This is a genomic window from Vibrio sp. CCUG 15886 (assembly GCF_028570825.1).
Classification (GTDB): domain Bacteria; phylum Pseudomonadota; class Gammaproteobacteria; order Enterobacterales; family Vibrionaceae; genus Vibrio; species Vibrio vulnificus_B.
In genome coordinates, this window is the sequence record NZ_JAQQBT010000016.1 from 47,176 (window position 1) to 71,838 (window position 24,663).

Annotated in this window: 20 protein-coding genes; 9 read left to right on the plus strand and 11 right to left on the minus strand. The window is 48.3% G+C overall.

From position 1 onward, the window contains the following. Positions 1 to 16: 16 nt before the first annotated feature. A complete protein-coding gene (gene tldD, locus PQQ36_RS18930; protein ID WP_263180588.1) occupies positions 17 to 1,462 on the plus strand; it encodes a metalloprotease TldD in 1,446 nt (481 codons plus the stop codon). Between the two features lie 131 nt (positions 1,463 to 1,593). On the opposite strand, the gene PQQ36_RS18935 is transcribed toward tldD, so the two are convergent. Continuing rightward, on the minus strand, positions 1,594 to 2,973 hold the full coding sequence (locus PQQ36_RS18935; RefSeq protein WP_273662210.1) for a PhoH family protein: 1,380 nt from the start codon (positions 2,971 to 2,973) through the stop codon (positions 1,594 to 1,596). 521 nt (positions 2,974 to 3,494) lie between these two features. Between PQQ36_RS18935 and rapA the strand changes: the two genes are divergently transcribed. The 3 genes from rapA (at position 3,495) to PQQ36_RS18950 (ending at position 8,410) form a co-directional block, all read left to right on the plus strand. Then, positions 3,495 to 6,404 carry an RNA polymerase-associated protein RapA gene (gene rapA, locus PQQ36_RS18940; protein ID WP_225470987.1) on the plus strand — a complete coding sequence of 970 codons (2,910 nt, stop codon included), beginning with the start codon at positions 3,495 to 3,497 and terminating at the stop codon, positions 6,402 to 6,404. A gap of 234 nt (positions 6,405 to 6,638) precedes the next feature. Continuing rightward, the gene (gene rluA, locus PQQ36_RS18945) at positions 6,639 to 7,391 is read left to right on the plus strand and encodes a bifunctional tRNA pseudouridine(32) synthase/23S rRNA pseudouridine(746) synthase RluA (RefSeq protein WP_013571073.1); all 753 of its coding nucleotides are present in this window, start codon (positions 6,639 to 6,641) and stop codon (positions 7,389 to 7,391) included. A 56-nt stretch (positions 7,392 to 7,447) separates the two neighbouring features. Further along, positions 7,448 to 8,410, plus strand: coding sequence for a D-2-hydroxyacid dehydrogenase (locus PQQ36_RS18950; RefSeq protein WP_123773065.1), 963 nt, complete (start codon positions 7,448 to 7,450; stop codon positions 8,408 to 8,410). A gap of 59 nt (positions 8,411 to 8,469) precedes the next feature. Here PQQ36_RS18950 and PQQ36_RS18955 read toward each other — a convergent pair whose 3' ends face one another. From PQQ36_RS18955 to arcA, 5 genes are all read right to left on the minus strand, one after another. Next, positions 8,470 to 8,859 (minus strand): RidA family protein, encoded by a 390-nt coding sequence (locus tag PQQ36_RS18955; RefSeq protein ID WP_011079420.1) that lies wholly within the window; start codon positions 8,857 to 8,859, stop codon positions 8,470 to 8,472. Between the two features lie 108 nt (positions 8,860 to 8,967). Next, positions 8,968 to 9,429, minus strand: coding sequence for an aspartate carbamoyltransferase regulatory subunit (pyrI, locus tag PQQ36_RS18960; RefSeq protein ID WP_011151230.1), 462 nt, complete (start codon positions 9,427 to 9,429; stop codon positions 8,968 to 8,970). A 14-nt stretch (positions 9,430 to 9,443) separates the two neighbouring features. Next, the gene (gene pyrB, locus PQQ36_RS18965; protein WP_011079422.1) at positions 9,444 to 10,373 is read right to left on the minus strand and encodes an aspartate carbamoyltransferase; all 930 of its coding nucleotides are present in this window, start codon (positions 10,371 to 10,373) and stop codon (positions 9,444 to 9,446) included. A 259-nt stretch (positions 10,374 to 10,632) separates the two neighbouring features. Beyond that, positions 10,633 to 11,637: an ornithine carbamoyltransferase gene (gene argF / locus PQQ36_RS18970; protein WP_103193902.1), complete on the minus strand. Its 1,005-nt coding sequence runs from the start codon at positions 11,635 to 11,637 to the stop codon at positions 10,633 to 10,635. A gap of 135 nt (positions 11,638 to 11,772) precedes the next feature. Further along, a complete protein-coding gene (arcA, locus tag PQQ36_RS18975) occupies positions 11,773 to 12,993 on the minus strand; it encodes an arginine deiminase (protein ID WP_011079424.1) in 1,221 nt (406 codons plus the stop codon). A gap of 564 nt (positions 12,994 to 13,557) precedes the next feature. Here arcA and rraB point away from each other — a divergent pair. Both rraB and PQQ36_RS18985 read left to right on the plus strand, forming a co-directional pair. Next, positions 13,558 to 13,980 carry a ribonuclease E inhibitor RraB gene (gene rraB / locus PQQ36_RS18980; RefSeq protein ID WP_011079425.1) on the plus strand — a complete coding sequence of 141 codons (423 nt, stop codon included), beginning with the start codon at positions 13,558 to 13,560 and terminating at the stop codon, positions 13,978 to 13,980. A 155-nt stretch (positions 13,981 to 14,135) separates the two neighbouring features. Continuing rightward, complete coding sequence (locus tag PQQ36_RS18985) at positions 14,136 to 14,912, plus strand: glycosyl hydrolase 2 galactose-binding domain-containing protein (RefSeq protein WP_047112143.1); 777 nt, start codon at positions 14,136 to 14,138, stop codon at positions 14,910 to 14,912. Positions 14,913 to 14,917: 5 nt separating this feature from the next. Here the strand turns inward: PQQ36_RS18985 and PQQ36_RS18990 are convergent, their stop codons facing one another. Both PQQ36_RS18990 and PQQ36_RS18995 read right to left on the minus strand, forming a co-directional pair. Beyond that, the gene (locus PQQ36_RS18990) at positions 14,918 to 15,412 is read right to left on the minus strand and encodes a GNAT family N-acetyltransferase (protein WP_273662213.1); all 495 of its coding nucleotides are present in this window, start codon (positions 15,410 to 15,412) and stop codon (positions 14,918 to 14,920) included. Between the two features lie 46 nt (positions 15,413 to 15,458). Further along, complete coding sequence (locus tag PQQ36_RS18995) at positions 15,459 to 15,869, minus strand: DUF2061 domain-containing protein (RefSeq protein ID WP_039554750.1); 411 nt, start codon at positions 15,867 to 15,869, stop codon at positions 15,459 to 15,461. Between the two features lie 273 nt (positions 15,870 to 16,142). Between PQQ36_RS18995 and PQQ36_RS19000 the strand changes: the two genes are divergently transcribed. Continuing rightward, positions 16,143 to 17,315 carry a YjgN family protein gene (locus PQQ36_RS19000; RefSeq protein ID WP_011151222.1) on the plus strand — a complete coding sequence of 391 codons (1,173 nt, stop codon included), beginning with the start codon at positions 16,143 to 16,145 and terminating at the stop codon, positions 17,313 to 17,315. Beyond that, positions 17,315 to 18,310, plus strand: coding sequence for a M48 family metallopeptidase (locus tag PQQ36_RS19005; protein ID WP_072612449.1), 996 nt, complete (start codon positions 17,315 to 17,317; stop codon positions 18,308 to 18,310). The genes PQQ36_RS19000 and PQQ36_RS19005 overlap by 1 nt, the downstream gene beginning before the upstream one ends. Before the next feature lie 96 nt (positions 18,311 to 18,406). On the opposite strand, the gene PQQ36_RS19010 is transcribed toward PQQ36_RS19005, so the two are convergent. The 3 genes from PQQ36_RS19010 to pepA all read right to left on the minus strand — a co-directional run bounded on the left by PQQ36_RS19010 (position 18,407) and on the right by pepA (position 23,369). Beyond that, the gene (locus PQQ36_RS19010; protein ID WP_103276842.1) at positions 18,407 to 21,262 is read right to left on the minus strand and encodes a valine--tRNA ligase; all 2,856 of its coding nucleotides are present in this window, start codon (positions 21,260 to 21,262) and stop codon (positions 18,407 to 18,409) included. 85 nt (positions 21,263 to 21,347) lie between these two features. Beyond that, on the minus strand, positions 21,348 to 21,797 hold the full coding sequence (locus tag PQQ36_RS19015; protein WP_011079432.1) for a DNA polymerase III subunit chi: 450 nt from the start codon (positions 21,795 to 21,797) through the stop codon (positions 21,348 to 21,350). A 63-nt stretch (positions 21,798 to 21,860) separates the two neighbouring features. After that, entirely contained in the window at positions 21,861 to 23,369 is a 1,509-nt protein-coding gene (gene pepA / locus PQQ36_RS19020) for a leucyl aminopeptidase (protein WP_011079433.1), read from the minus strand. A gap of 192 nt (positions 23,370 to 23,561) precedes the next feature. On the opposite strand from pepA, the gene lptF reads away from it, so the two are divergent. Then, on the plus strand, positions 23,562 to 24,662 hold the full coding sequence (lptF, locus tag PQQ36_RS19025) for an LPS export ABC transporter permease LptF (protein ID WP_273662216.1): 1,101 nt from the start codon (positions 23,562 to 23,564) through the stop codon (positions 24,660 to 24,662). The last annotated feature ends 1 nt before the right edge of the window (position 24,663 follow it).

Here is a 24,663-nt window from a genome sequence, read left to right on the forward strand (position 1 = left end):
AGGCAGAGCCAAGCTTATGAGCATAAATCAGATTGAAGAAGCGCTGTTAGCACCCGGGGGCCTGACGGCAGAGGATATCGCTGCTACGTTAGGCAGTATTGCGACGCGTCAAATTGACTATGCCGATATCTATTTTCAATCCAGTTGGCATGAGTCACTGGTGTTGGAAGACAGCATTATCAAAGATGGCTCATTTAACATTGACTGTGGTGCCGGCGTACGTGCCGTGACGGGTGAGAAAACGGGTTTCGCCTATTCTGATCAAATTCAGTTGGATGGTTTAAAGCAAAGTGCCATTGCGGCACGAGGCATTGCTCAACAGGGGCAAAATGGCCAAGTTCACGCCTTTAAACGCAGTGAAAACCAGCACTACTATGCCGCAGTCAATCCACTGGCGGGATGGGAAAAACAACAGAAAACTGAATTACTTAAATCATTGGATGCTTACATTCGCACTAAAGAACCGCTGATCAAAGAGGTGTCGATTAGCCTCAGTGGCGTGCATGAGCAAATGTTGGTGGCAGCGACGGATGGTACGTACGCGGGGGATATTCGTCCTTTGGTTCGTCTTTCCATTAGTGTGTTAGCTGAGAAAGGCGAACGACGCGAGCGCGGCAGTGCGGGTGGTGGCGGCCGTTTTGGCTATGACTTTTTCCTTGGCGATGAAAATGGTGCACAGCGCGCGTTCCATTTTGCCGATGAAGCGATTCGCATGGCGTTGGTGAATCTAGAAGCCGATGCCGCACCTGCGGGCAGTATGCCAGTGGTTCTCGGTTCTGGTTGGCCGGGCGTTCTGCTGCATGAAGCGGTCGGTCATGGTTTGGAAGGCGATTTCAACCGTAAAGGATCTTCGGTTTTCTCTGGCAAAGTGGGCGAACAAGTGACTTCTTCTCTGTGTACCATTGTTGATGATGGCACCTTGAAAGATTTACGCGGCTCACTTAACGTCGATGACGAAGGGGTGAATGGCCAGTACAACACGCTGATCGAAAATGGTGTGTTGAAAGGTTACATGCAAGATAAGCTCAACGCGCGTTTGATGGGGGTTAACCCAACGGGTAATGGCCGCCGTGAATCGTACGCGCATTTACCGATGCCGCGCATGACCAATACCTATATGTTGCCAGGTCAGCATACCCCAGAAGAGATCATTTCGACGGTGAAGAAAGGCTTGTACGCGCCGAACTTTGGTGGTGGTCAGGTGGACATTACTTCCGGTAAATTTGTGTTCTCGACCTCAGAAGCGTATTTGATTGAAGACGGCAAGATCACCCGTCCAGTGAAAGGGGCGACCTTGATCGGCTCGGGAATCGAAGCGATGCAGCAAGTCTCGATGGTGGGTAACGATCTCAGCATCGATCGCGGTGTCGGCGTGTGTGGTAAAGCCGGGCAGAGCATTCCTGTTGGCGTTGGTCAGCCAACCCTCAAGCTGGACTCGATTACCGTGGGTGGTACCGAGTAATCTTATGAAATCAAAGGGGCGACGTGTTCGCCCCTTTTCTTTGCGGGTCAACTTGTTTACTTATTGCGACTCTAACAAGTACCCTAGCTCCTAGCTCCTAGCTCCTAGCTCCTAGCTCCTCTCTTTTTCCACTACAAATTCTCCTCGGCAAACTCAGCCAAGCGACTGCGCACCACGCCATTGAGGTGGACGTTGGCGCTGCCTTCAAAGTTTTTAAAGCGCTCAACCATGTAAGTTAATCCTGAGGTAACTGGGGTGAGGTAGTGAGAATCGATCTGCGCAAGGTTACCGGAACAGACGATCTTCGTCCCTTCGCCGCAGCGAGTAATAATGGTTTTGATCTGCGAGGCGGTGAGGTTTTGACACTCATCGAGCAGAACAAACGCATTTTGGATCGAGCGGCCGCGCATAAAGTTGATCGACTTAAACTGAATGTTGGCTTTGTCGACGATGTATTTCAGCGAGCCTTCGGTACAGTGATCGTGCTTGTGCAGTGCTTCTAAGGTATCGGTGACCGCTGCCAGCCAAGGCATCATTTTTTCTTCTTCCGTACCCGGTAAGAAGCCGATTGACTCGCCAATGTCTGGGGTGTTTCGCGTGACGATGATCTTATCGAACATGTCTTTTTCAATGGTTTGTTCAAGCGCAGCCGCAAGTGCCAGCAAGGTTTTACCGCTGCCCGCCGCACCAGTAAGAATCACAAGATCGATATCGGGATCGAGCAAAGCGTCCAATGCCATCGCTTGGTAGATATTTTTCGGTGTGATGTCCCATGCTTTGCGGTGCATCAGGCGCTCACGGCTGAGATCGAGTAACGTCAATTTGTCACCATCGATGGTTTCGACGCGGCCAACGAAATCACTTTCCTCAGCATCCACTACGTATTGATTGATAAACGTCGGATCAAACGGCGCTCGATCCAGCTTATGGAAAGTGCGTCCTTCCAACGCGTAGCTTTCAACCTGATCGACTTGGCTCCAGAACTCACCTTCTCGCACTTGGTAGCCTTTGGTGAGGTATTGAATGTCATCAATTAATTGGTCGGTGCGGTAATCTTCCACATACCGCACCCCTGCGCCTTTGGCACGTAGGCGCATGTTGATGTCTTTAGTGACCAACACCACTTCGCGTGGGGCACGCTTGTTTTGTAGGTAGAGCACAGCATTGAGGATACGGTTGTCACCCGCTTTATCTGCGAATGCTTTGACGGTTTCTTGCAGTTCAAAATCGGCCAGAATAGAAATGGTGCCGCGGCCTTCGCCCTCTTTCGAAACAGGAATACCTTCTGAAATTTCATCAGGTGTCGCGTCTTTGAAAAGATCTTCCAGCGCCCGAATGGCCACGCGTGCATCACGGGCCACATCTCGTTTGCTGTCTTTGATTCTGTCGAGTTCTTCAAGCACCGTCATAGGGATGACGACGTCATGCTCTTTAAAGGAATAAATTGCGAAGGGTTCGTGCAGCAGTATGTTGGTATCAAGTACAAACAGTTTCCGATCAGTATCGCCCATAGCGTCTCCTTGCCGTAAAGCCGGCTTTGCTCAAAGTACACTAAGCGGAAGAATGCGCTTCCTGCTTAGCATCTTGCCTGCAGAAGAGGTCGTGAGCATTCGGCGTAATATACCGACAGAGGCACCAATTGGGGCGCTTATGGCATGTCAACCGAGTAGCGAGACGACTTACTGCAAACCCGTGTTGATCCAAATCGATTACGTTAAAGCTAGCATGAATTGTGCCGAGTCATCTTTCTGACGCGTTCATGTTGGCTTAATTCGAGTATACGTCATTTTTGGAACACCAGGACTCACAAATGACACGCTTTGTTTACATTTTGATTTCATCGTCACGGCTTGAAAAAAATATTGGGATTCCGAGTGTTTGAGCGTGACCTCCATCACGCCATCAAGTAAGATTAGCGGCCTTTTTCTGCGGCGATTTCTTCATCGATTGATAATTGATTTGTCCCGTTTGGCGGTGACAAAAAGCAGAACTAAGCTTTTAAGATTCACAATTAAAACGAGGTAGTCTATTCATGGCATTTGCTTTGGGGCAGCGCTGGATCAGCGATACGGAGAGCGATTTGGGTTTAGGTACGGTAGTGGCATTAGATGCTCGCACCGTGACACTGATGTTTGCAGCATCAGAAGAGAACCGAGTTTACGCCAGTAACGATGCGCCGGTAACCCGAGTAGTTTTTAATGTCGGTGATGTGGTTGAGTGTCAAGAAGGTTGGTCACTCAAAGTGGAACAAGTGGTGGAAGAGAACGGGTTATATACCTACCTTGGCACGCGTGAAGACACTGAAGAAACTGGTGTTGCACTGCGTGAAATCTTCCTTAGCAACCAAATTCGTTTTAATAAACCGCAAGACAAAATGTACGCCGGTCAAATCGATCGCATGGACAACTTTGTGTTGCGTTACCGCGCACTCAAAAATCAATACGAACAACACCGCAGTCCAATGCGCGGCCTCTGTGGTATGCGTGCGGGCTTGATCCCTCATCAGCTCTACATTGCCCACGAAGTGGGTCGTCGTCATGCACCACGTGTGTTGCTGGCGGATGAAGTGGGTTTGGGTAAAACCATTGAAGCGGGCATGATCATTCACCAGCAAGTGCTGCTTGGCCGTGCTGAACGCATTCTGATCGTGGTGCCGGAAACGCTGCAACACCAATGGTTGGTGGAGATGATGCGTCGTTTCAATCTGCATTTCTCTATCTTTGATGAAGAACGCTGTGTCGAAGCGTTTGCCGAGTCAGATAACCCATTTGATACCCAGCAGTACGTACTGTGTTCACTCGACTTCTTGCGTAAAAGCCGCAAGCGTTTTGAGCAAGCGCTTGAAGCCGACTGGGATCTGCTGGTGGTGGACGAAGCGCACCACCTTGAGTGGAGCCAAGAGAAACCCAGCCGTGGCTACCAAGTGGTAGAAGGCTTAGCAGAACGCACACCCGGTGTGTTGCTGTTGACCGCAACCCCGGAACAGCTTGGCCGTGAGAGTCACTTTGCCCGCTTACGCCTTCTCGATTCAGACCGTTTCTACGATTATGCTGCGTTTGTTGAAGAAGAAGCGCAATACGCGCCAGTTGCGGATGCAATTACTGCGTTATTCTCCGGCGTGAAGTTGGCGGATGAGGCAAAAAACCAAATTACCGAACTGCTCTCTGAGCAGGATGTTGAGCCGTTGTTCCGCATCATCGAAAGTAATGCTGACGAAGAGAGCAAAGCGATCGCTCGCCAAGAGTTGATTGATAATTTGATGGACCGCCACGGCACTGGCCGTGTCTTGTTCCGTAACACCCGTGCGGCGATCAAAGGCTTCCCTGTGCGTAATGTGCACCTGTTGCCGATGCCGATCCCAACCCAATACACCACCTCGATGCGTGTTTCGGGCATGATCGGTGGCAAGTTGGCCCCAGAAGCGCGTGCGATGAAAAACCTCTACCCAGAAGAGATCTTCCAAGAATTTGAAGGGGAAGAGTCGAGCTGGTGGCAGTTTGACTGCCGGGTAAACTGGTTGCTGGAAAAGCTGAAAGCACAACGCAGTGAGAAAGTTTTAGTGATCGCTTCGCGTGCCAGCACGGCATTGCAGCTTGAACAAGCGTTGCGTGAGCGTGAAGGCATTCGTGCCACCGTTTTCCATGAAGGTATGTCCATCCTTGAGCGCGACAAAGCCGCGGCTTACTTCGCGCAAGAAGAGGGTGGCGCACAGGTGCTGATTTGTAGTGAAATCGGCTCTGAAGGTCGTAACTTCCAATTCGCTAACCAGTTGGTGATGTTTGACCTGCCATTCAACCCAGATTTGCTTGAACAGCGTATTGGTCGTTTGGACCGTATTGGTCAAAAACGCGATATCGATATTCATGTGCCTTACCTGCAAGGAACCGCGCAAGAAGTCTTGGCGCGTTGGTTTGATGAAGGCCTCAATGCATTTGCTGAAACTTGCCCAACAGGCCGCACTGTCTATGACCAAGTCTCCGATCAACTGATCGAGATGTTGGCATCGGGTTCCAATGAGGCGTTGGATGACGTGATTGCGGAATCGGCCAAACTGAATCAAGCGTTGAAAGCCGATCTTGAGCAAGGGCGTGACCGTCTGTTGGAAATGCACTCCAACGGTGGTGAGAAAGCGCAGCAAATCGTGGCGGAAATTGCTGTCAAAGATGGCGATACCAACCTAGTGAGTTTTGCGCTTAGCTTGTTTGACACCATTGGTTTGAACCAAGATGACAAAGGTGAAAATGCGATCGTGGTGACGCCGTCGGAGCACATGATGGTGCCGAGTTACCCAGGCTTGCCGTATGAAGGCGCGACGATTACCTTCGATCGCGATACGGCGTTGTCACGCGAAGACATGCACTTTATCAGTTGGGAACACCCAATGATCCAAGGCGGCATTGATTTGCTGATGAGTGAAGGGGTGGGCACTTGTGCCGTTTCTCTGCTCAAGAACAAAGCACTGCCGGTTGGCACTTTGCTGCTAGAGCTGATTTACGCGGTGGACGCGCAAGCGCCGAAACGCAGTGGTATTGGTCGCTTCTTACCTCGCACGCCAATTCGTTTGATGATGGACGCTCGTGGCAACGATCTCTCTGGTCAAGTGGAGTTTGAAAGCTTTAACCGTCAATTGAGCCCAGTGAATCGCCATTTGGCGAGCAAATTGGTTTCGTCGGTGCAAAACGATATCCATCGTTTGATTGAAGCCGGTGACCAGTTGGTGGTGGAAAATGTCGAAGCAATTCGTCAGCAAGCGCAGCAAGAGATGCAGCAGAGCCTTAATAGTGAACTTGAGCGTCTGCAAGCATTGAAAGCGGTCAACCCGAACATTCGTGATGAAGAAATTGAGGCGATTGACGCGCAAATCAAAGAGTTGAACGGTTACATCTCGAAGGCGCAATTCCAATTGGATTCACTGCGTCTGATTGTGGTGAGCCACAACTGATCCCGAGTGATTCGTTAAACGACCATCGGCTCCTTTACTGGAGCCGTTGGGTTATGACAATATGCCCGTTATCCCCTTCCTACTTGAAGCTGCAGCGGCGTTGACTACGTTCGTCCTCTGGGTCGCCAGCCCGGCCCAATTACATAGTCTTTCTATGTTCATGGGGATGACCTCACTTGCCGCCTACCTGCAACTCCAAGTAGTTTGGGGACATTTTTATAGTGAGACTTTGCTATGGCAATGCTTGAGTACCTTCCACCGACCGACCCTTGGACGGAGATTATTTTCGAAGATGACCATATTTTGGCGGTCAACAAACCTTCGGGATTGCTTTCGGTTCCGGGGCGCTTGCCAGAGCATCACGACAGTATGTGGAGCCGCTTGCAAGAGCAGTATCCTGAGATCCAAGTGGTGCATCGCCTGGATATGTCGACCTCAGGCTTGATGGTGTTTGCCAAGAACAAGCGCGCAGAAGCGGCATTAAAGAAGCAGTTTCAATACCGTTTAACGCATAAGATTTACTACGCACGCGTGTGGGGCCATGTAGAAGCAGACTCAGGCATGATTGATTTGCCATTGATTTGTGATTGGCCAAACCGCCCGATGCAGAAGGTGTGTCATGAACATGGCAAGCCATCGCAAACGGAGTTCCAAGTCGCCAAACGCGAAGTGCATGCCAATGGAGCACAAACCACGATTATGCGCTTATTACCTGTGACGGGGCGTTCGCACCAGCTGCGTGTGCACATGCAGGCATTGGGGCATCCGATTGTCGGCGATGAATTTTACGCCCAAGGTGACGCGTTTACCTTCTCCGAACGCCTCGAATTGCATGCCGCAGAGCTGAGCTTTTATCATCCTAAGAGCCATTGGCTACGCAGCTTATTCGTTCCTTGTGACTTCTATCCGGATGCCGAAGAGATGATCTTTTCATATTTCGATCCTGCGCGTAAATTACCGGATTACAAGTCGCTGCCCAAGAGCTAGGCTCTCGCCTTTCACGTTTTCGATTTCTTTTCACTGGCAGTGCGTAAGGAGTTTTTATGTCGCTGCCTGTTGTGGTTTTTCTCGATCGCGCCACCATTCCTGCCCACATCACCCTGCCGACCTTGGCGTTTGAGCATCGCTGGGTTGAATACGATTTCACGTCGCCAGAACAAGTGATTGAACGTCTGCAAGCGGCCGATATTGTCATCACCAATAAAGTGCTGCTCGACCAAGCAGTGTTAGCGCAGTTGCCGAACTTACGGATGATTGCGGTCGCTGCAACCGGATTTAACAATGTCGATGTGGATTTTTGCGCGGAAAAAGGCATTGCCGTCGCGAATGTGCGAGGCTACGCGACGCGATCGGTGCCTGAACATGTGATTGCTATGCTGTTTGCACTGCGTCGTAACCTGTTTGGTTATCATCAAGACATTGCTGCCGGTGTATGGCAACAGGACAAGCAGTTTTGCTTTTTTAGTCATCCCATTGGCGATGTGGCAGGCTCGACGTTGGGCATCATTGGCTCTGGCGCATTAGGGCAAGCTACGGCGCAATTGGCGCAAGCTTTGGGCGTGAAGGTGTTGTTTGCTGATCGAAAAGGGCAAAGTGATTGTCGTCAAGGTTATCACCGTTTTGAAGAGGTATTGTCGCAAGCAGATGCAATTTCCCTTCATTGCCCACTGTCAGCGCAAACACACCACTTAATCGGCGCGGCGGAGCTGGCCAGCATGAAAAGCAACGCGATTTTACTCAATACTGGGCGTGGTGGCTTAGTTGATGAACAGGCTTTGGTCGAGGCGTTGAAAAAGGGCGACATTGCGGCGGCTGGCGTGGATGTGTTTAGCGCAGAGCCTGCCGATGAAAGCAATCCGCTGCTCGCGAATATGCATTTGCCAAACTTGCTGCTCACGCCGCATGTGGCGTGGGGCAGTGATTCGGCGATTACTCAGTTGTGTGAGATTTTGCTGGAAAACATCAACGCCTATTGGCGAGGTGAAACGCTCAACCGTTTGGTGTAGCGAGCACCCATGAAAAAGGGTGACTTAATGTCACCCTTTAAAATCGGTTGGATTGGCGATTATTTACGAACCGCGATCGCTTCGATTTCGATGCCCACGTCTTTTGGTAGACGAGCCACTTCCACACATGAACGTGCTGGGTAGTGCGCGACGTTGTGCTCGTCGAAGAAGTTACCATACACTTCATTTACTGTGCCAAAATCGTTGAGATCTTTAACGAATACCGTCATTTTCACGATGTCGCCTACAGTCAGGCCAGAGGCTTCGACCACCGCTTTGACGTTGTCGAGTGATTGGCGAGCTTGCGCTGCGATGTCTGCTGGCACTTCGCCTGTTGCTGGGTTTACTGGGATTTGGCCAGAGGTCAGTACCATATTGCCTAGGTCTACGCCTTGGATGTATGGGCCGATTGCAGCAGGTGCTGAGTCTGTATGAAGTACTTTAGTCATTATTATGTTCCGTCTTGATTGCAAGGAAAACAAAGAGCGTTCAGTGTGCCGTGAAAGAAATGATTGGTAAAGAAAAAATCCCCGCTAGGTAGGCGGGGATAGTATCGATTAACGCTCAGTGACGATCTCACGGGAGAAGACTTTCTCGCAGTATTTGCACTTCAAACGCACGTCGCCTTTTTTCTCAAACACGCGGAAGTTACTCGCAACTGGCTCGTTGTGTGTAATGCAGTTGCTGTTTGGGCACTCAAATACATCACTGACAAACTCAGGCAGCTCCAACGCGAGCTTCTTCACCACTTGGTAATCTTCAATTTGATTGACGGTGGCGTGAGGCGCATAAAGGGCCAATTTGCTCGCTTGTTCCTCGTTGATAAACACGTTTTCAATCTTGAGCAAATCTTTGTTACCCAGAGCGGATGAAGGTAAATTTAAGCCAATGGTGACGCGCTGCGATGAGTTGTGCATATCAAACAGTTTCAACACCTTGATGCCTACTTGCGCTGGGATATGGTCGATCACTGTACCGTTTTTAATCGCTTCAACCTGCAATTTTGTCTCTTTGTTCATCTTGATTCTCCTACTTACAGTGATTCGTTCAGTACCAGTGCCAACAAGGCTTCACGAGCGTAAACGCCGTTGCCTGCTTGCTGGAAGTAGTAAGCGTGCGGTGTTTTGTCGACGTCAGTGGTGATCTCATCCACACGTGGCAGTGGATGCAGCACTTTGAGGTTCTCACGTGCGCCTTCCAATAGCGCTGCGGTGAGGATGTAGGCGGATTTAATGTGCGCGTATTCCGATTCATCGAAACGTTCTTTTTGTACGCGCGTCATGTAGAGAATATCCAGCTCAGGGATCACGGTTTCCATGTCTGTGTGCAGACTGTAGCTGATGCCAGCTTCATCCAGATCTTCAAGAATGTAATCTGGCATTGCCAATGCGTCTGGCGCAACAAAGAAGAAGCGGATGTTGTTGAATTTTGCCAAGGCTTGCGTCAACGAATGTACGGTGCGGCCGTATTTTAAGTCACCGACAAACGCCACATTCAAGTTGTCCAAACGACCTTGCGTTTCGGAGATGGTGAACAGATCAAGCAGCGTTTGAGTTGGATGCTGGTTAGCGCCATCACCGGCGTTGATCACCGGAACACCGTTAGAAAATTCAGAAGCCAGACGCGCAGCACCTTCTTGTGGGTGACGCATGACAAAAGCATCCACATAGTTCGAGATGACTTGTACCGAGTCAGACAGCGTTTCGCCTTTTTTCGCCAGTGAGGTGTTACCACCATCGTCAAACCCAATGACATCGCCACCGATGCGTTGGATGGCCGTTTCAAACGACAGGCGAGTACGGGTGGAAGGCTCGAAGAAACAACTCGCGACGACCTTGTTCTTTATCAGCTCTGGGTTTGGCTCTGCTTTTAACTGACCTGCCGTTTTGACAATCAATTCCAGCTCAGCGCGGCTAAGCTCTGGAATGGAGATAATGTGCTTCTTATAAAGCGAGTTTGTCATAATCGTCTTCCCTATCTGAATGTTTCAGGCATAAAAAAGCCCCCCATGACGGGAGGCTTCAAAATTCTATTGGTTGAACAAATACAATGGTAGAAGAAACAACACCATGCAGGTGGAATTGCGTACCTGCTCGTCGTGTTTTGTTACTGCGATGATCCATTGTTATTTACCAACCCTCGGACAAATTGCCGAGCATTATACGCGTAAGAAAAGCGAGCGCAAGCGATTACATCAAGCTTTAGGTCTGAAATGTAATCGATTAACTGCCTAAAGTTGCGACCATCACGGCTTTGATGGTGTGCATGCGATTTTCGGCTTCATCAAACACAATCGAATGCTCAGATTCAAACACCTCTTCGGTCACTTCCAAGCCTTTCATACCAAACTTGTCAGCCACTTGTTTGCCAATGGTGGTTTCGTCGTTGTGGAAAGCCGGTAGGCAATGCATAAATTTGACATTCGGATTGCCAGTTTGCTTGAGGACATTCATGTTGACTTGATAAGGTTTCATCAATGCCACGCGCTCATCCCAAGCCTCTGGTGATTCACCCATGGAGACCCAAACATCGGTATAGAGGAAATCACAGCCTTGTACCCCTTCTGCGACATTTTCAGTCAGGGTAATCTTGCCGCCGGTTTGTTTGGCAATGGCTTGGCAGGTGGTGACGAGTTCTTCATCGGGCCAGTAAGCTTGCGGGCCAACAAGGCGAATATCCATGCCCATTTTGGCTGCACCCACCATCAACGAATTGCCGACGTTATTACGCGCATCACCAAGGTAGGCGAATTGAATGTCGGCAAGTGCTTTGCCTTGGCTGTGTTCAAGCATGGTGAGGAAGTCAGCAAGAATTTGTGTGGGATGAAATTCGTCGGTTAAGCCATTCCATACCGGGACGCCAGCGAAAGCACCGAGCTCTTCGACGATCGCTTGACCAAAGCCACGATATTGAATGCCATCGTACATGCGACCCAACACTCGCGCAGTGTCTTTCATCGACTCTTTATCACCAATTTGCGAGCCAGAAGGGCCGATATAGGTGACTTGTGCGCCTTGATCAAAGGCGGCGACTTCAAAAGCACATCGGGTACGAGTTGACGCTTTCTCAAAGATCAATGCAATGTTTTTGCCCAGTAGTTTCTTCTGCTCAGTGCCAGCGTATTTGGCTTTCTTTAGATCAGCAGACAGATCGATCAAAAACTGGATCTCTTTTGTCGAGAAGTCCAACAACTTGAGGAAGTTGCGATTCCGGAGATTAAATGCCATGACTCGTTCCTTATTTATCCATCGTCATGGCACTAGTAAAACATAGAAATGCTACTTTTGTGAATAATTATTTTAAAATTAAGCATAAAAAAGCCAACTTAAAAAGTTGGCTTTAGTGAGAACATTAGCACGAAGTTAGATATCATCACGCTCAATCGGGCAACTCATGCAGCGTGCACCACCACGGCCACGGCCTAATTCATTCCCCGGAATGGTGAGAACTTCAATGCCCGCTTTATCGTATTTTTCATTGGTGTAGACGTTTCGTTCATAACCAATCACCACGCCTGGTTTCACGGTTAACACGTTATTGGCATCGTTCCACTGTTCACGTTCTGCCTCATAACTGTCACCACCGGTGGTAATGATATTGAGGTGATTCAAGCCCAGTGCACGTTCAATGGCGTGCAAATAGTTATGCAAAGCTTCTACTTGCATCTCGCCATTGCCTTTTGGCGTTAAGCGCCAAGTATGCAGATCTTTACGCATGATCTCTGGATAAACAGAAAAAGTATCAACATCCATGTGTGTCATCACCGTATCTAAGTGCATGCACGAACGATGTTTGGGCAGTTCAATGGCAATCACTTCTTTTGCTTGGCCATGTTTAAACAGGTTGGCCGCTAAGTTTTCCACTCCTTGTGGGGTAGTGCGCTCTGACATGCCAATCAGCACGGCGCCTTTACCTATCACTAACACATCGCCCCCTTCAATGTTGGCGTTGTCGTAATGGAGGTCTTCGTTGCCAAAGTATTTGATGAAATCTTGCCCCGCAAAGATGGGGTGCCACTGATAAATCGCCCGCAGATGGTTGGTCTCACGTTGACGTGCGGGTTTCATCATTGGATTGAGCGATACACCACCATAAACCCAACATGAGGTATCACGGGTAAAGAGATGATTCGGGAGCGGTTCAATCACGAAGTCTAATGGCTGCTTCATGCGCGGCAGCATAGAGGCCGATTGAATGGGTAATTCAGAGTAAGCCAGACCACCCAGCAAAATGGTGGCAAGGTGTTCGTTGTCCATCTCAGAAAGGTAACGACGTAAGTCGCGCGCAAAAATTGGGCCGTAGCGAAAATCGGAGATTTGAACATCTAACAGCCACTGCTTTGCTTCTGGCACGGCGAGGGTATCCACCATCAAATCGTGCAGAAGTAGCACCTCAACACCTTGTTGGCGCAACGTATCGGCAAACGCATCGTGCTCTTTACCTGCCGCCTCAACCAGTAAGACATCGTCAAACAGCAGTTCATGACAATTTGAAGGGGTAAGGTGGGTTAGGGCTCTTTCTGGTCGATTAAGAAGGACTCGGCGCAACTGACCGACTTCAGAACCTACATACAACTTACTCATTTTGCATCCTTACAGTTTATCCTGGCGCTATTTATGACAATCTTTTGTATAAGATGCAAATCATCTGGCTTTGTTTAAGTCCTGTACTATTGGTTGTTTTTGGTTTTAAATTCCAATATAACTGCTCTCTTTGGATGTTTATTTTGTTTTGTGGTGTTTAAAAAAAGTACGGCAGGATTGATTTTTTATGCGTAAACGGTGCTTTGCTTACTTTGAGTCTTTTTGAATAAAACGTGATTTTTTATTCAAAAAACTGCATTTTATCGTTCGACTTAGGCGTTATTCATGCTAGAAGCGCATTTGTTTACTGCATGAAGTCGCGCGATAAGGGCAATTCTATTTATCTATATTTCATCTTCTTGGCGTTAGGATGTTCTGAATATTAATAAATTAGCGCTATTGTTAAAAATGTGTTGTTTTGCATTGTGGTGACGGCCCATTTTGAGGTTAAGCAGTAAAAGATAGGTTGTATGTCGCTTTGTCGGTGGCTTTTCTAGGCGATCCATGCCATATTTCACCGCAACAAATTGATCCAATTTAGAGTAACGATTCCGGAGCTAAAACATGTCTCACGAAGATGAATATCTATCAGTAGAAGAGTTAATTGAGATTCAAAAGGAAGAGACTCGCGATATTATCGCTGCTCTGCTTGAAGATGGCAGCGATCCTGAAGCACTGTATGAAATCGAGCACCACCTATTTGCTGAAGATTTCGACACCCTAGAAAAAGCGGTTGTTGAAGCATTTAAGATGGGCTTTGAAGTGCTGGAAGCTGAAGAAACTGAAGATGAAGATGGCAATAAGCTGCTTTGTTGTGATGCAACCATGCAGTCGACCTTGGACGCTGAAACCATTGATGCTCAAGTAGAGAAGTTGGTTCATCTCGCTGAAAAATACGACATCATCTATGATGGTTGGGGCACTTACTACGAAGGTGAAGATGCGCTATACCAAGATGACGACGAAGACGAAGACTTCGAAGACTAATAAAACAAGAGCCGGCGATTGCCGGCTTTTGTTTGTGTTCCGTTTGCTCGCATAGCGTTGTTATTCATCTTGTTACACTCACACAGAGAACAGCACTCGCTCATTGGCAGGGTTGTGTATATAATGCGGCAAACTTGATCTAGCTCAATTATGATATGCAACTCTCACTCACTGGTTATTGGCAACTTTCCCCGCTTACCGATCTCTCTATTCCACAAGATGATCTCTGCTTTCCCGCGCCACTGAGCGAGATTTTGCCTGCTTCCCTCTCTGAGCAAGCCATTGCGGCGCAAGAATGGCACTTGATGCACGACATCGAAGTGGATGACAGTTTGCTGGCTTATCCTGCGGTTGAGATGGTGCTTGCTGGAGTGGATTACCATGCCGAAGTGCGCTTAAACGGCATTGCTGTGTTTGATTGTGATAAAAGTCAGTTTGAGTATCGCAAAGATATTCGTCCTTATCTGCAGCATGGACGTAATCGCTTTGAAATTCTTTTTCTCGAAGAGGAAGAAGAATTGCTGTTTGAGGAAGACAGACTGGCATTGTGCGAGTTAGGGGCAAATGCCTATCAACCCAGTGACGAAAGAATGGGGATCTGGCGAGAGCCGTATTTGCAGTTTATCCGCCACGTTCGTCTTGATCGCGTGACGACCGAGCAAATCTGGCACCATGGTGGTGGGTGTGAATTTAAAGTGGATCTCTACTATCAAACCTACGCATCGGGTTTGATTTCAGCTTCAGTCAAGTTTGATGGCCGCCGCTACAATATCCCTCTGGATCTGCGCAGCGATCATGCCAGTGCTTTATTTCAAATTGACGCCCCCAGTCCAGCGACACCATATCAATTAGAGATTGAGCTTGATGGTCAGACGCTGAGCGCCCCCGTTGTGCTCGATGAGGCGATTTCGGTTACCCACTTTATCCGCTAGTTGCCTTATAAATGGCAAATCATCACCACTTCACAAGCGTCATGTCCGGTTTGCCCGAGTGGCGCTTGCAGATGTTCAAATCCGAGTTTTTCATACAGGGCAATGGCTTCTTTCAAGCAGGCAGTGGTTTCTAGATAACAGCGTTGATAACCCATCTTTTTCGCGGCGCTGCGGCTGAGCGATACGATTTTCTTGGCCAGACCCTGCCCACGGCAAATGGGTAAGAAGTACATTTTTTGTAACTCGCAGACACCTTCGACCCCTGTTAGCACAGAAAAGCCACCGCCACCGACGATATTCCCTTGATGTTCCACCACCCAATAGGCGGCATTTGCTTGTGAGTAGATGCTAAAAAGATCGTCTAGGGTTGGGTCGGCAACACTGTAGCCTTTATCGGCGGTTAACCCATACTCCGCCGAAACTTGACGAATCACATTGGCGATTGAGGCGTTGTCTTCAACGGTGATAGGGCGCAAGACAAAGTCCATTTTTTCTGACATAAGACCATTCGTATTTCAAATTATGATGGTCAAAACTATAGAGTCACTACACGGTTGGGTGCAAACAAAAACTGTGCGAATCGAGGGTTTGTTTTGCCGCGCTGTGGCGCAACCAAACCTTCTCATGGAAGTAGTACACTACGGTGTTAATAGACGGTTCGAGTAATGCCATCACCCCACCGACAAACGCATCACCTGTTAACAAGTAAACCACGCTAAACGCCACGCTGAAATGCACGGTAGCAAAACTGGCGGTCTTGATTTTCGTCATCCACTGACGCGCTTTGAGCGCTGGCACAGTAGACCATGCTTTTTCATGGAAGTAAAACGCAATGGTATTGACCGCAGGTTCAATCATCGCAATCAAACTGCCGATGAGGATATCGCCCGTTAAGATGTAGGCAACAGTGAAAGCGACCGTAAAATGAAGTGCTGCAAAGGTAATGGTCTTTTTCATAATCTTATCTCTCATGATGCGTTTGGCTCGTTTTGCCACTGGTGACAGTATCATGGGAAAATTACGAAAGTTAAAATCGATTGAATTTATTATTTTAATAGCCAAATGCTATTGGTTGTGCTTGTTGATTGATTTATATAAATAATTAGTTGATAAAATAAACCCTTGTCACTGAATGTATTTCGGACGTTCGGTTAAAATTACACGCTTTTTATAAAGTTAATGTTTGATTAATCAATAATAAATCGAAAAACAACGTCAGGATAAAAATGAATGGACACTAAGCACATCACGAACTCAATTCAATTTAAAGGCCAAGGAGGGGAGTTCTTTGGTATCTGGATCGTCAACATCTTATTGTCGGTGATCACGCTAGGCATTTACTCAGCCTGGGCCAAGGTTCGCACCAAGCGCTACTTTTATGGCAACACCTTTATCGCGGGTGATAATTTCGAATACCACGCGCAACCGATGCAACTTCTCAAAGGACGCTTGGTGGCACTCGCTCTAGTGGTGATTTGGGTGGTAGCAAACTCATTCTTTCCATTAGCATCGCTGGTGTTGCTTGCGCTGTTCTATGTGGCGCTCCCTTGGCTTCTTTGGAGTAACGCCCGGTTTGATTCTGCTATGACCAGTTATCGAAATGTCCACTTTGCTTTTAATGGCTCGTTGAAAGAGGCTTATATGTCGATACTAGGTCGCGGTCTCGCATCGTTGCTTATTATCGCGATTTACATTGCTATTGTGGTGGCTTCAGCCAATGCGTCCGCGATGGTCGCTACACTATTAGGCTTTGGTACCTTGGTGCTGATGTTTGTTTTGTACGCTTGGGTAGTCGCAGGTATTCACCAATATTTTGCCTCAGGTTATCAGTATGGGGATTGGAAGTTTGTCGCTAAGATTGAAACGGGCTTCTTCTTGAAAACATACTGTAAAGCGATGCTGATTGGTTTCTTAACCGCAGTGGCTTTTATGATTGTGATGGGCACGTTTGTGTTGGGCACTGACATTATGAATATCTTTGCTGGCGAAGTGGACCTGCTGGAAGGGAAAGGGGATTTTGCGTATGTAGTGGTGACTTATCTGGTGACGATTACGATGTCACTGGGTATCACCGCCTATACGACGACTCGTATCCGCAATTATGTTTTCTCGAGACTGACCGCAACGGCAGAAGCTCAGTCTGAGACGGAGTTTCGTTTTGCGTCAACCTTTGGTGTTTGGGACTACATGAGTTTGATAGTCACCAACTTCTTGTTGCAAGTGATCACGCTTGGCTTGGCTCGTCCTTGGGTGATGGTGCGCACCTCTCGCTACGTTGCTAGCCATACTGGTGTCATTGGGGATATGGATACGCTGAAAGCAACCGATCAAGATTCTGCGGTGAAAAACGCCATCAGTGATGAAGTGGCGCAAGCGTTTGATCTTGGCCTCAGTATCAGCTAATGCGCATTTTTGGAACCGCATTCCCGCCTCGTAGCTCAGAGCGCTGTGAGGCGGAGATCGACACTTCTCAACCACACTTGCTTGCTCTGCATGTGAATGGGGAGATTTTCAGTGCTGATTACCATTACCTGCACATCAGTGAGCCTGTAGGTCGCTTACCTGTGCGTATTTCCTTTCCGAATGGTTGGGTGTTTGTCACTGAGCCCAGTACGGCGTTATCGAAGTGGCTAGGTTTTCATAAAAAGCAAAGCTTTGTTGATCGAATGGAAGGTAACATCCCTGCTTGGATTCTTTCGGCTATGGTGTGTTTGGCGGTGATCGCGGGGTGCTATTACTATCTGTTGCCTTGGGGAAGTCAGAAGATCGCTGAGAGCTTACCGGATTCCTTATCTATCGCTGTTGGAGAGCAGGTGCTGGATTCGCTTGATTTGCAGTTAGAACCCAGTCAATTGCCTGAGGAGCAGCAGAGCGCTATTCGCCAAAGAGTTCAACAGTTTGCGCAGGTATTGCCAGAGTTGCCGTATGACATCAAGGTGGAGTTTCGCTCAATGCCAGAAGGCGCCAATGCGTTTGCGCTACCCGGTGGGACGATTGTTTTGCTTGATGAGCTAGTGGCGCTTGCACAAACCCAGCAACAGTTGGACAGCATCATTCTGCATGAGATGGGCCATGTCCATCACCGTCATATGATGAAGCAAGTGGTTCACTCTACCATCCTTTCGGTAGCAGTCTCTCTCATCACAGGAGAAAGTTCTGGGATTGTTGATAACCTAGCGGGGGTTGGGGTGTTTATCGTTTCCAATGGCCAGTCTCGTGAAGCGGAAACGCAAGCAGACCTGTACGCGAAAAAGGCAATGAAGCAGATCTATGGCACAAGTGAGCCGCTGGCTGAGATGTTCGAGCTGTTCCAAACGCAGGAAATGATGGATATTCCGGAATGGTTTAGTTCTCACCCTAATTTTTCCGAGCGAATTCAAGCCGCAAGGGAAGAGTAGCCAAGCATGCTTTGCTAAAATCGTGGTGCACCGTAGAGGATAAATACAAAAAAGGCAGCGATAACGCTGCCTTTCGTTTTATGAAGCTAACAAGAATTACAGTGCCGCGATGGTCGCTTTTTGCTCTTCAAGTTTTGCCAAGGTTTCTTGGTAGCCTTCCAGCTTCTCACGCTCTTTCGCGATAACCGCTTCAGGGGCTTTGGCGACGAAACCTTCGTTACCCAGCTTACCTTCGATGCGCTTGATTTCACCTTGTGTCTTCGCCACTTCTTTATCCAAACGAGCAAGCTCTGCATCTTTGTCGATCAGGCCCGCCATTGGGATCATCAGTTCAGATTTCGCCACAAGTGCTGTTGCACAGGCTGGTGTTTCTTCGCCCGCAGCCAATACACGAACCGACTCAAGTTTCGCTAGTGACATCAATACTTGTTTGTTCGCTTCTAGGCGCGCTGCATCTTTCTCGTCTGCTTTTAGCATCACTTCCAGCGGTTTGCCTGGGTTGATGTCGTATTCAGCACGTAGGTTACGGATGCTAGTGATGAACGCTTTCACCCATTCGATGTCGTCTAGCGCTTCTTGGTTGAAGTTCGCTTCATCGTATTGAGGTAGAGACTGCAACATGATTGTCTCGCCTTCCACACCGTCTACTAGTGGCTTGATGCTTTGCCAGATTGTTTCTGTGATGTAAGGAATCACTGGGTGAGCTAGACGTAGCGTCTTCTCAAGCACCGTGATTAGCGTACGGCGAGTACCGCGTTGTTGCGCTTCAGTCCCTTTCCATAGAACGGGTTTAGTCAGCTCTAGGTACCAGTCACAGAATTGGTTCCAGATGAATTCGTACAGCGTGTTTGCCGCCATATCGAGACGGTAGTTGTCGATATGGTTGTTGAATGCTTTCGCTGCCAGTTCAAACTGAGACTCGATCCATTTGTCCGCTAGTGAGTATTCGATCTCACCTGCGCCAAAGCCACAATCTTGCTCTTCTGTGTTCATCATTACGTAACGGCTTGCGTTCCATAGCTTGTTACAGAAGTTACGGTAACCTTCAAGACGCTTCATATCCCAGTTGATATCGCGACCTGTTGATGCCATTGCGGCAAGCGTAAAGCGTAGCGCGTCAGTACCGTAGGCTTCGATACCGTTTTCAAATGTCTTACGCGTGTTCTTCTCGATCTTCGCTGCTAGCTGAGGCTGCATCATGTTGCCAGTGCGCTTCTCTACTAGAGACTCTAGGTCGATACCATCGATCATGTCGATTGGGTCAAGTACGTTACCTTTCGACTTAGACATCTTGTCGCCGTTTTCGTCACGGATCAGACCGGTCACATAAACGGTTTTGAATGGGACTTGTGGCTTGCCATTTTCGTCTTTGACGAAGTGCATGGTCATCATGATCATGCGCGCAACCCAGAAGAAGATGATGTCGAAACCAGTTACTAGCACGTCTGAAGGGTGGAAGACTTTCAGATCGTCAGTTTGCTCTGGCCAGCCTTGCGTGCCGAACGTCCATAGTGCAGAAGAGAACCAGGTATCCAGTACGTCTTCGTCTTGGTGTAGTTCAATCACAGACTCTAGGTTGTGGTTTTGACGAACTTCTTCTTCGCTGCGACCGACGTAAACATTGCCTTGGTTGTCGTACCAAGCAGGGATACGGTGGCCCCACCATAGTTGACGAGAGATACACCAGTCTTGAACGTCACGCATCCAAGAGAAGTACATATTTTCGTATTGCTTAGGCACGAATTGGATGTCGCCGTTTTCTACGGCTTCAACGGCGGTTTTCGCTAGAGGCGCAGTACGTACGTACCATTGGTCAGTCAGCATTGGTTCAATAACCACGCCACCACGGTCGCCATAAGGCACTTGTAGATCGTGATCTTTCACTTCTTCAAGCAGACCTAGTTCGTCGAACTCTGCCACGATCGCTTTACGCGCTGCGAAACGCTCCATGCCGTGGTATTTAGCAGGTAGCTCAGTGCTGTAAGCATCGCTTGGCTCGCCGTTGGTCGTGAACACTTCTGCCGCATCACGGATGTTGGCGTCAAACGTCAGAATGTTGATCATTGGTAGCTGGTGGCGCTTACCCACTTCGTAGTCGTTGAAGTCGTGCGCTGGGGTAATCTTCACACAGCCAGTGCCTTTTTCCATGTCTGCGTGCTCATCGCCCACGATAGGGATGCGGCGATCAACGATAGGCAGGATGATGTCTTTACCGATCAGATCTTGGTAACGTGGATCTTCTGGGTTAACAGCAACACCAGTATCACCTAGCATGGTTTCAGGACGAGTCGTCGCTACAACGATGTAATCTTTGCCATCTGCTGTTTTCACGCCATCCGCTAGCGGGTAGCGGAAGTGCCACATGTGGCCTTTGGTGTCTTTGTTCTCTACTTCTAGATCTGAGATCGCTGTGTGCAGTTTAGGATCCCAGTTAACTAGGCGCTTACCGCGGTAGATGAGGTCATCTTCGTATAGGCGCACGAATACTTCTTGAACGGCATTAGACAGGCCATCATCCATGGTGAAGCGTTCACGATCCCAGTCTACTGATGCGCCAAGACGACGAAGCTGCTTAGTGATGGTGCCGCCTGATTCGCCTTTCCATTCCCAGATTTTGTCGATGAAAGCCTCACGACCGTAATCGTGTTTGGTTTTGCCTTCTTCTGCAGCGATCTTACGCTCAACAACCATCTGAGTAGCGATACCTGCGTGGTCAGTACCGACTTGCCAAAGGGTATTTTTACCCTTCATACGCTCACAACGGATCAGTGTATCCATGATCGTATCTTGGAACGCGTGGCCCATATGTAGGCTACCAGTGACGTTCGGTGGCGGGATCATGATGCTGTATGATTCTTTTGACGTGTCACCGTGTGGTTTAAAGTAGCCTTGCTCTTCCCAAGTCTTATACAGATCTTGTTCGATTGAGGTTGGGTTGTATGTTTTTTCCATGGGAGCTTAATCTGGTTAAGTTAATCTAGGTCAATCTTTATAAGTGAACTCTCTATTGGGAGAGCTTAACTATAAGGATTGACCGCTAGTTGTGTTCAATTTCGATTGTTTGCAGTTGGTAACCTGCTTGACGGTAGATTTTATACCTTTCTCGCGCGAGCTGTTTAGCTTTTTCTTCGCAAGGGACGAAGTCTACCACCTCAGCAAACTTGTTCGCAAAGGTTGTCTCATTTTTCGCCAAATTTATTACCAGTTGGCGGTTCCAGCTTGGCTTGACACCTTCGTGACCTATCTCAATGTTGGTGGCGTATTTTGGACCTTCACCGACCAAATTATGCGCAACAAACTGAGCGGGCTCAACTTGCCAAAAGTACTCTGCAATTTGCTCTGCGTGACGTTTACTTTCTCCATTGAGATACACCTTCGCCCCTTGCTTGGCAAAATGGTGGGCAAGGAACACTACGTAGTGAGCAAAACCTTCTGGCGTTGCTTGTGGGGTGTGTTCTCGGACAATGTAAAACGTGGCTCTTTGCATAGCTTGTTCGTCTCTCTGGCGATGAAAAAAAGGGCCTTGCGGCCCTTTTTACATTGACTTGAATTATTCTTCAGTCTCTTGGCCACTGCGATTTAGCAGGAATTGGACCAGCATAGAGACAGGACGACCTGTCGACCCTTTGGCTGCGCCAGACTTCCATGCTGTGCCTGCGATGTCTAGGTGTGCCCAGTTGTATTTCTTAGCAAATTTAGACAAGAAGCATGCTGCTGTGATGGTACCGCCAGGACGGCCGCCAATGTTTGCCATGTCGGCAAATGGGCTCTTTAGCTGTTCATGGTATTCATCCGCCATTGGTAGGCGCCAAGCACGATCGCTAGATTGTTCAGAAGCATTGACGAGCTCATGAGCAAGAGGGTTGTGGTTAGACAGAACACCAGTAATGTGGTGACCCAGTGCAATAACACAAGCGCCAGTGAGCGTCGCAACGTCAACCACGCAGTCTGGTTCAAAACGCTCAACGTAAGTCAGTGCATCACACAGTACCAAACGACCTTCTGCATCGGTATTGAGTACTTCTACGGTTTGACCTGACATAGTCGTTAGGATATCACCTGGACGGTAAGCGTTGCTGCCTGGCATGTTTTCACAACCAGCAAGTACGCCAATCACGTTGACTGGTAGGTTCAGTTTTGCCAGCGCTTTCATCGTGCCGAATACGGAGGCTGCGCCACACATGTCGTATTTCATTTCATCCATGCCTTCGCCTGGTTTCAGTGAAATACCGCCTGAATCGAATGTTAGACCTTTACCGACAAGAACAATCGGTTTGGCTTCTGAATCTGGATGGCCTTTGTATTCGATGATAGACATCATCGATTCATTTTTTGAACCGCGACCGACCGCTAGGTAAGAAGACATACCCAGTTTTTCCATCTCTTGCTCACCGATGATTTTGGTGGTGATGGTTTCGTAGTCATCTGCCAGACGACGCGCTTGAGAGGCGAGGTAAGCTGGGTTTGCGATGTTTGGTGGCATGTTGCCAAGGTCTTTACAGGCTTTCACACCTGAAGCAATCGCCAAACCGTGAGTGATGGCTTTCTCGCCAAGGTTCAGTTCACGACGTGTTGGTACGTTGAAGACAAGCTTACGTAGTGGGCGACGTGTTTCTGGCTTCACGCTCTTGAATTGATCAAAGGTATACAGGCCATCTTTCGTTGCTTCAACCGCTTGGCGCACTTTCCAGTACGTGTCACGGCCTTTAACGTGCAGTTCAGTTAGGAAGCACACCGCTTCCATAGAGCCTGTTTCGTTAAGTGTATTGATGGTTTTCTGAATGATCTCTTTATATTGGCGCTCACCAAGCTCACGCTCTTTACCGCAACCAACCAAAAGAACACGTTCAGAAAGCACACCTGGAACTTGATGCAGCAGTAGCATCTGACCTGGTTTACCTTCTAGATCACCACGGCGAAGTAGTGAACTGATGTAACCGTCACTGATTTTATCGAGCTGTTCGGCTACTGGAGAAAGGCGACGTGGTTCAAACACACCAACAACGATACATGCGCTACGTTGTTTCTCTGGACTGCCACTTTTTACACTGAACTCCATGCGTACTCCTACATCCTGAAGACAAATAGTTCTAAATGTTAGATAATGACCGCTTACTTGTTGAATTCTATTCTCGGTCTACTCTGTAAGTTACAGATTAACATTTAGTCAGTTTTTTTGAAAAATAAAAGGTTCAACGGGAAATTATAGTGATTCGACCAAAAAAACAAGTTTTGTATAGGTAATTTCAGCGTGATTATTGTTAGATATTTGATCCGCGAAACACTCAAGAGCCAATTTGCGATCTTTTTCGTACTTTTTTTGGTGTTTCTCAGCCAGCAGTTCATTAGTGTGTTAGCGGATGCGTCGGATGGCGATATTCCGGCCAGTTTGATCATGTCGATTGTCGCGTTGAACATGCCATCGATGGGACTGTTAATGTTACCACTCAGTCTGTATATCGGTATTTTGATTACCTTTGGTCGACTTTACGCGGAAAGCGAAATCGTGGTGATGAACGCTACGGGTATTGGGAATAAGTTCCTGATTCAAGCTGCATTGTATTTGGCGGTGATCACCTCCGGCGTGGCTGCGTTCAACTCATTGTGGTTGTCTCCTTGGTCGATGGATCGTGTTGAGCAATTGACCGAACAGGTGGCGGCTGAAAATAGTGTCGATTTATTAAAGAAAGGCCAATTTCAGTTCACTCCTGATCGCTCTTCGGTGGTTTTCATTGATGATATCAAAGATAAACAGCTGTCTAATGTGTTTGTCGCACAGCTTATGCCCAGAGATTCCATTCTACCGAGTGTGATGTTCGCTAATAGCGGTGAGGTGAAAGAGCTGTCTGATGGCCGTCAGATCATCTCTATGAAGCAAGGGACACGCTACGAAGGCGTACCAACTCGCGTGGAGTACATGATCACTGAATTTGAACAATACGACGGTTTAATTGGTCAACGTTCGGTCAAACAGCGAGGGCGAGATTGGGATGCGATTCCAACGCTGGAGCTGATTGGTAATCCTGACCCAGAAGCGCAAGCTGAGCTGCAATGGCGCGTTTCCCTATTCGTTTGTATCCCTTTACTGACCATGCTGGTTATCCCACTTTCAGCAGTGAACCCGCGTCAAGGGCGATTTGCCAAAATGGGGCCGGCTATCCTCATCTATCTTGCGTATTTCTTGTCGATCAGCGCAACGAAATCTGCGTTGGAAGAGGGGGATATTTCTGCCTCGATTGGTATGTGGCCTATTAATGGTTTGCTACTGCTGGTGGCGATTATGGCGAACTTTATGGACAGCATTGCCGTTAGACGAATCAAAGACAATTTTAAAAAGAAGAGGCTAGCGTAAA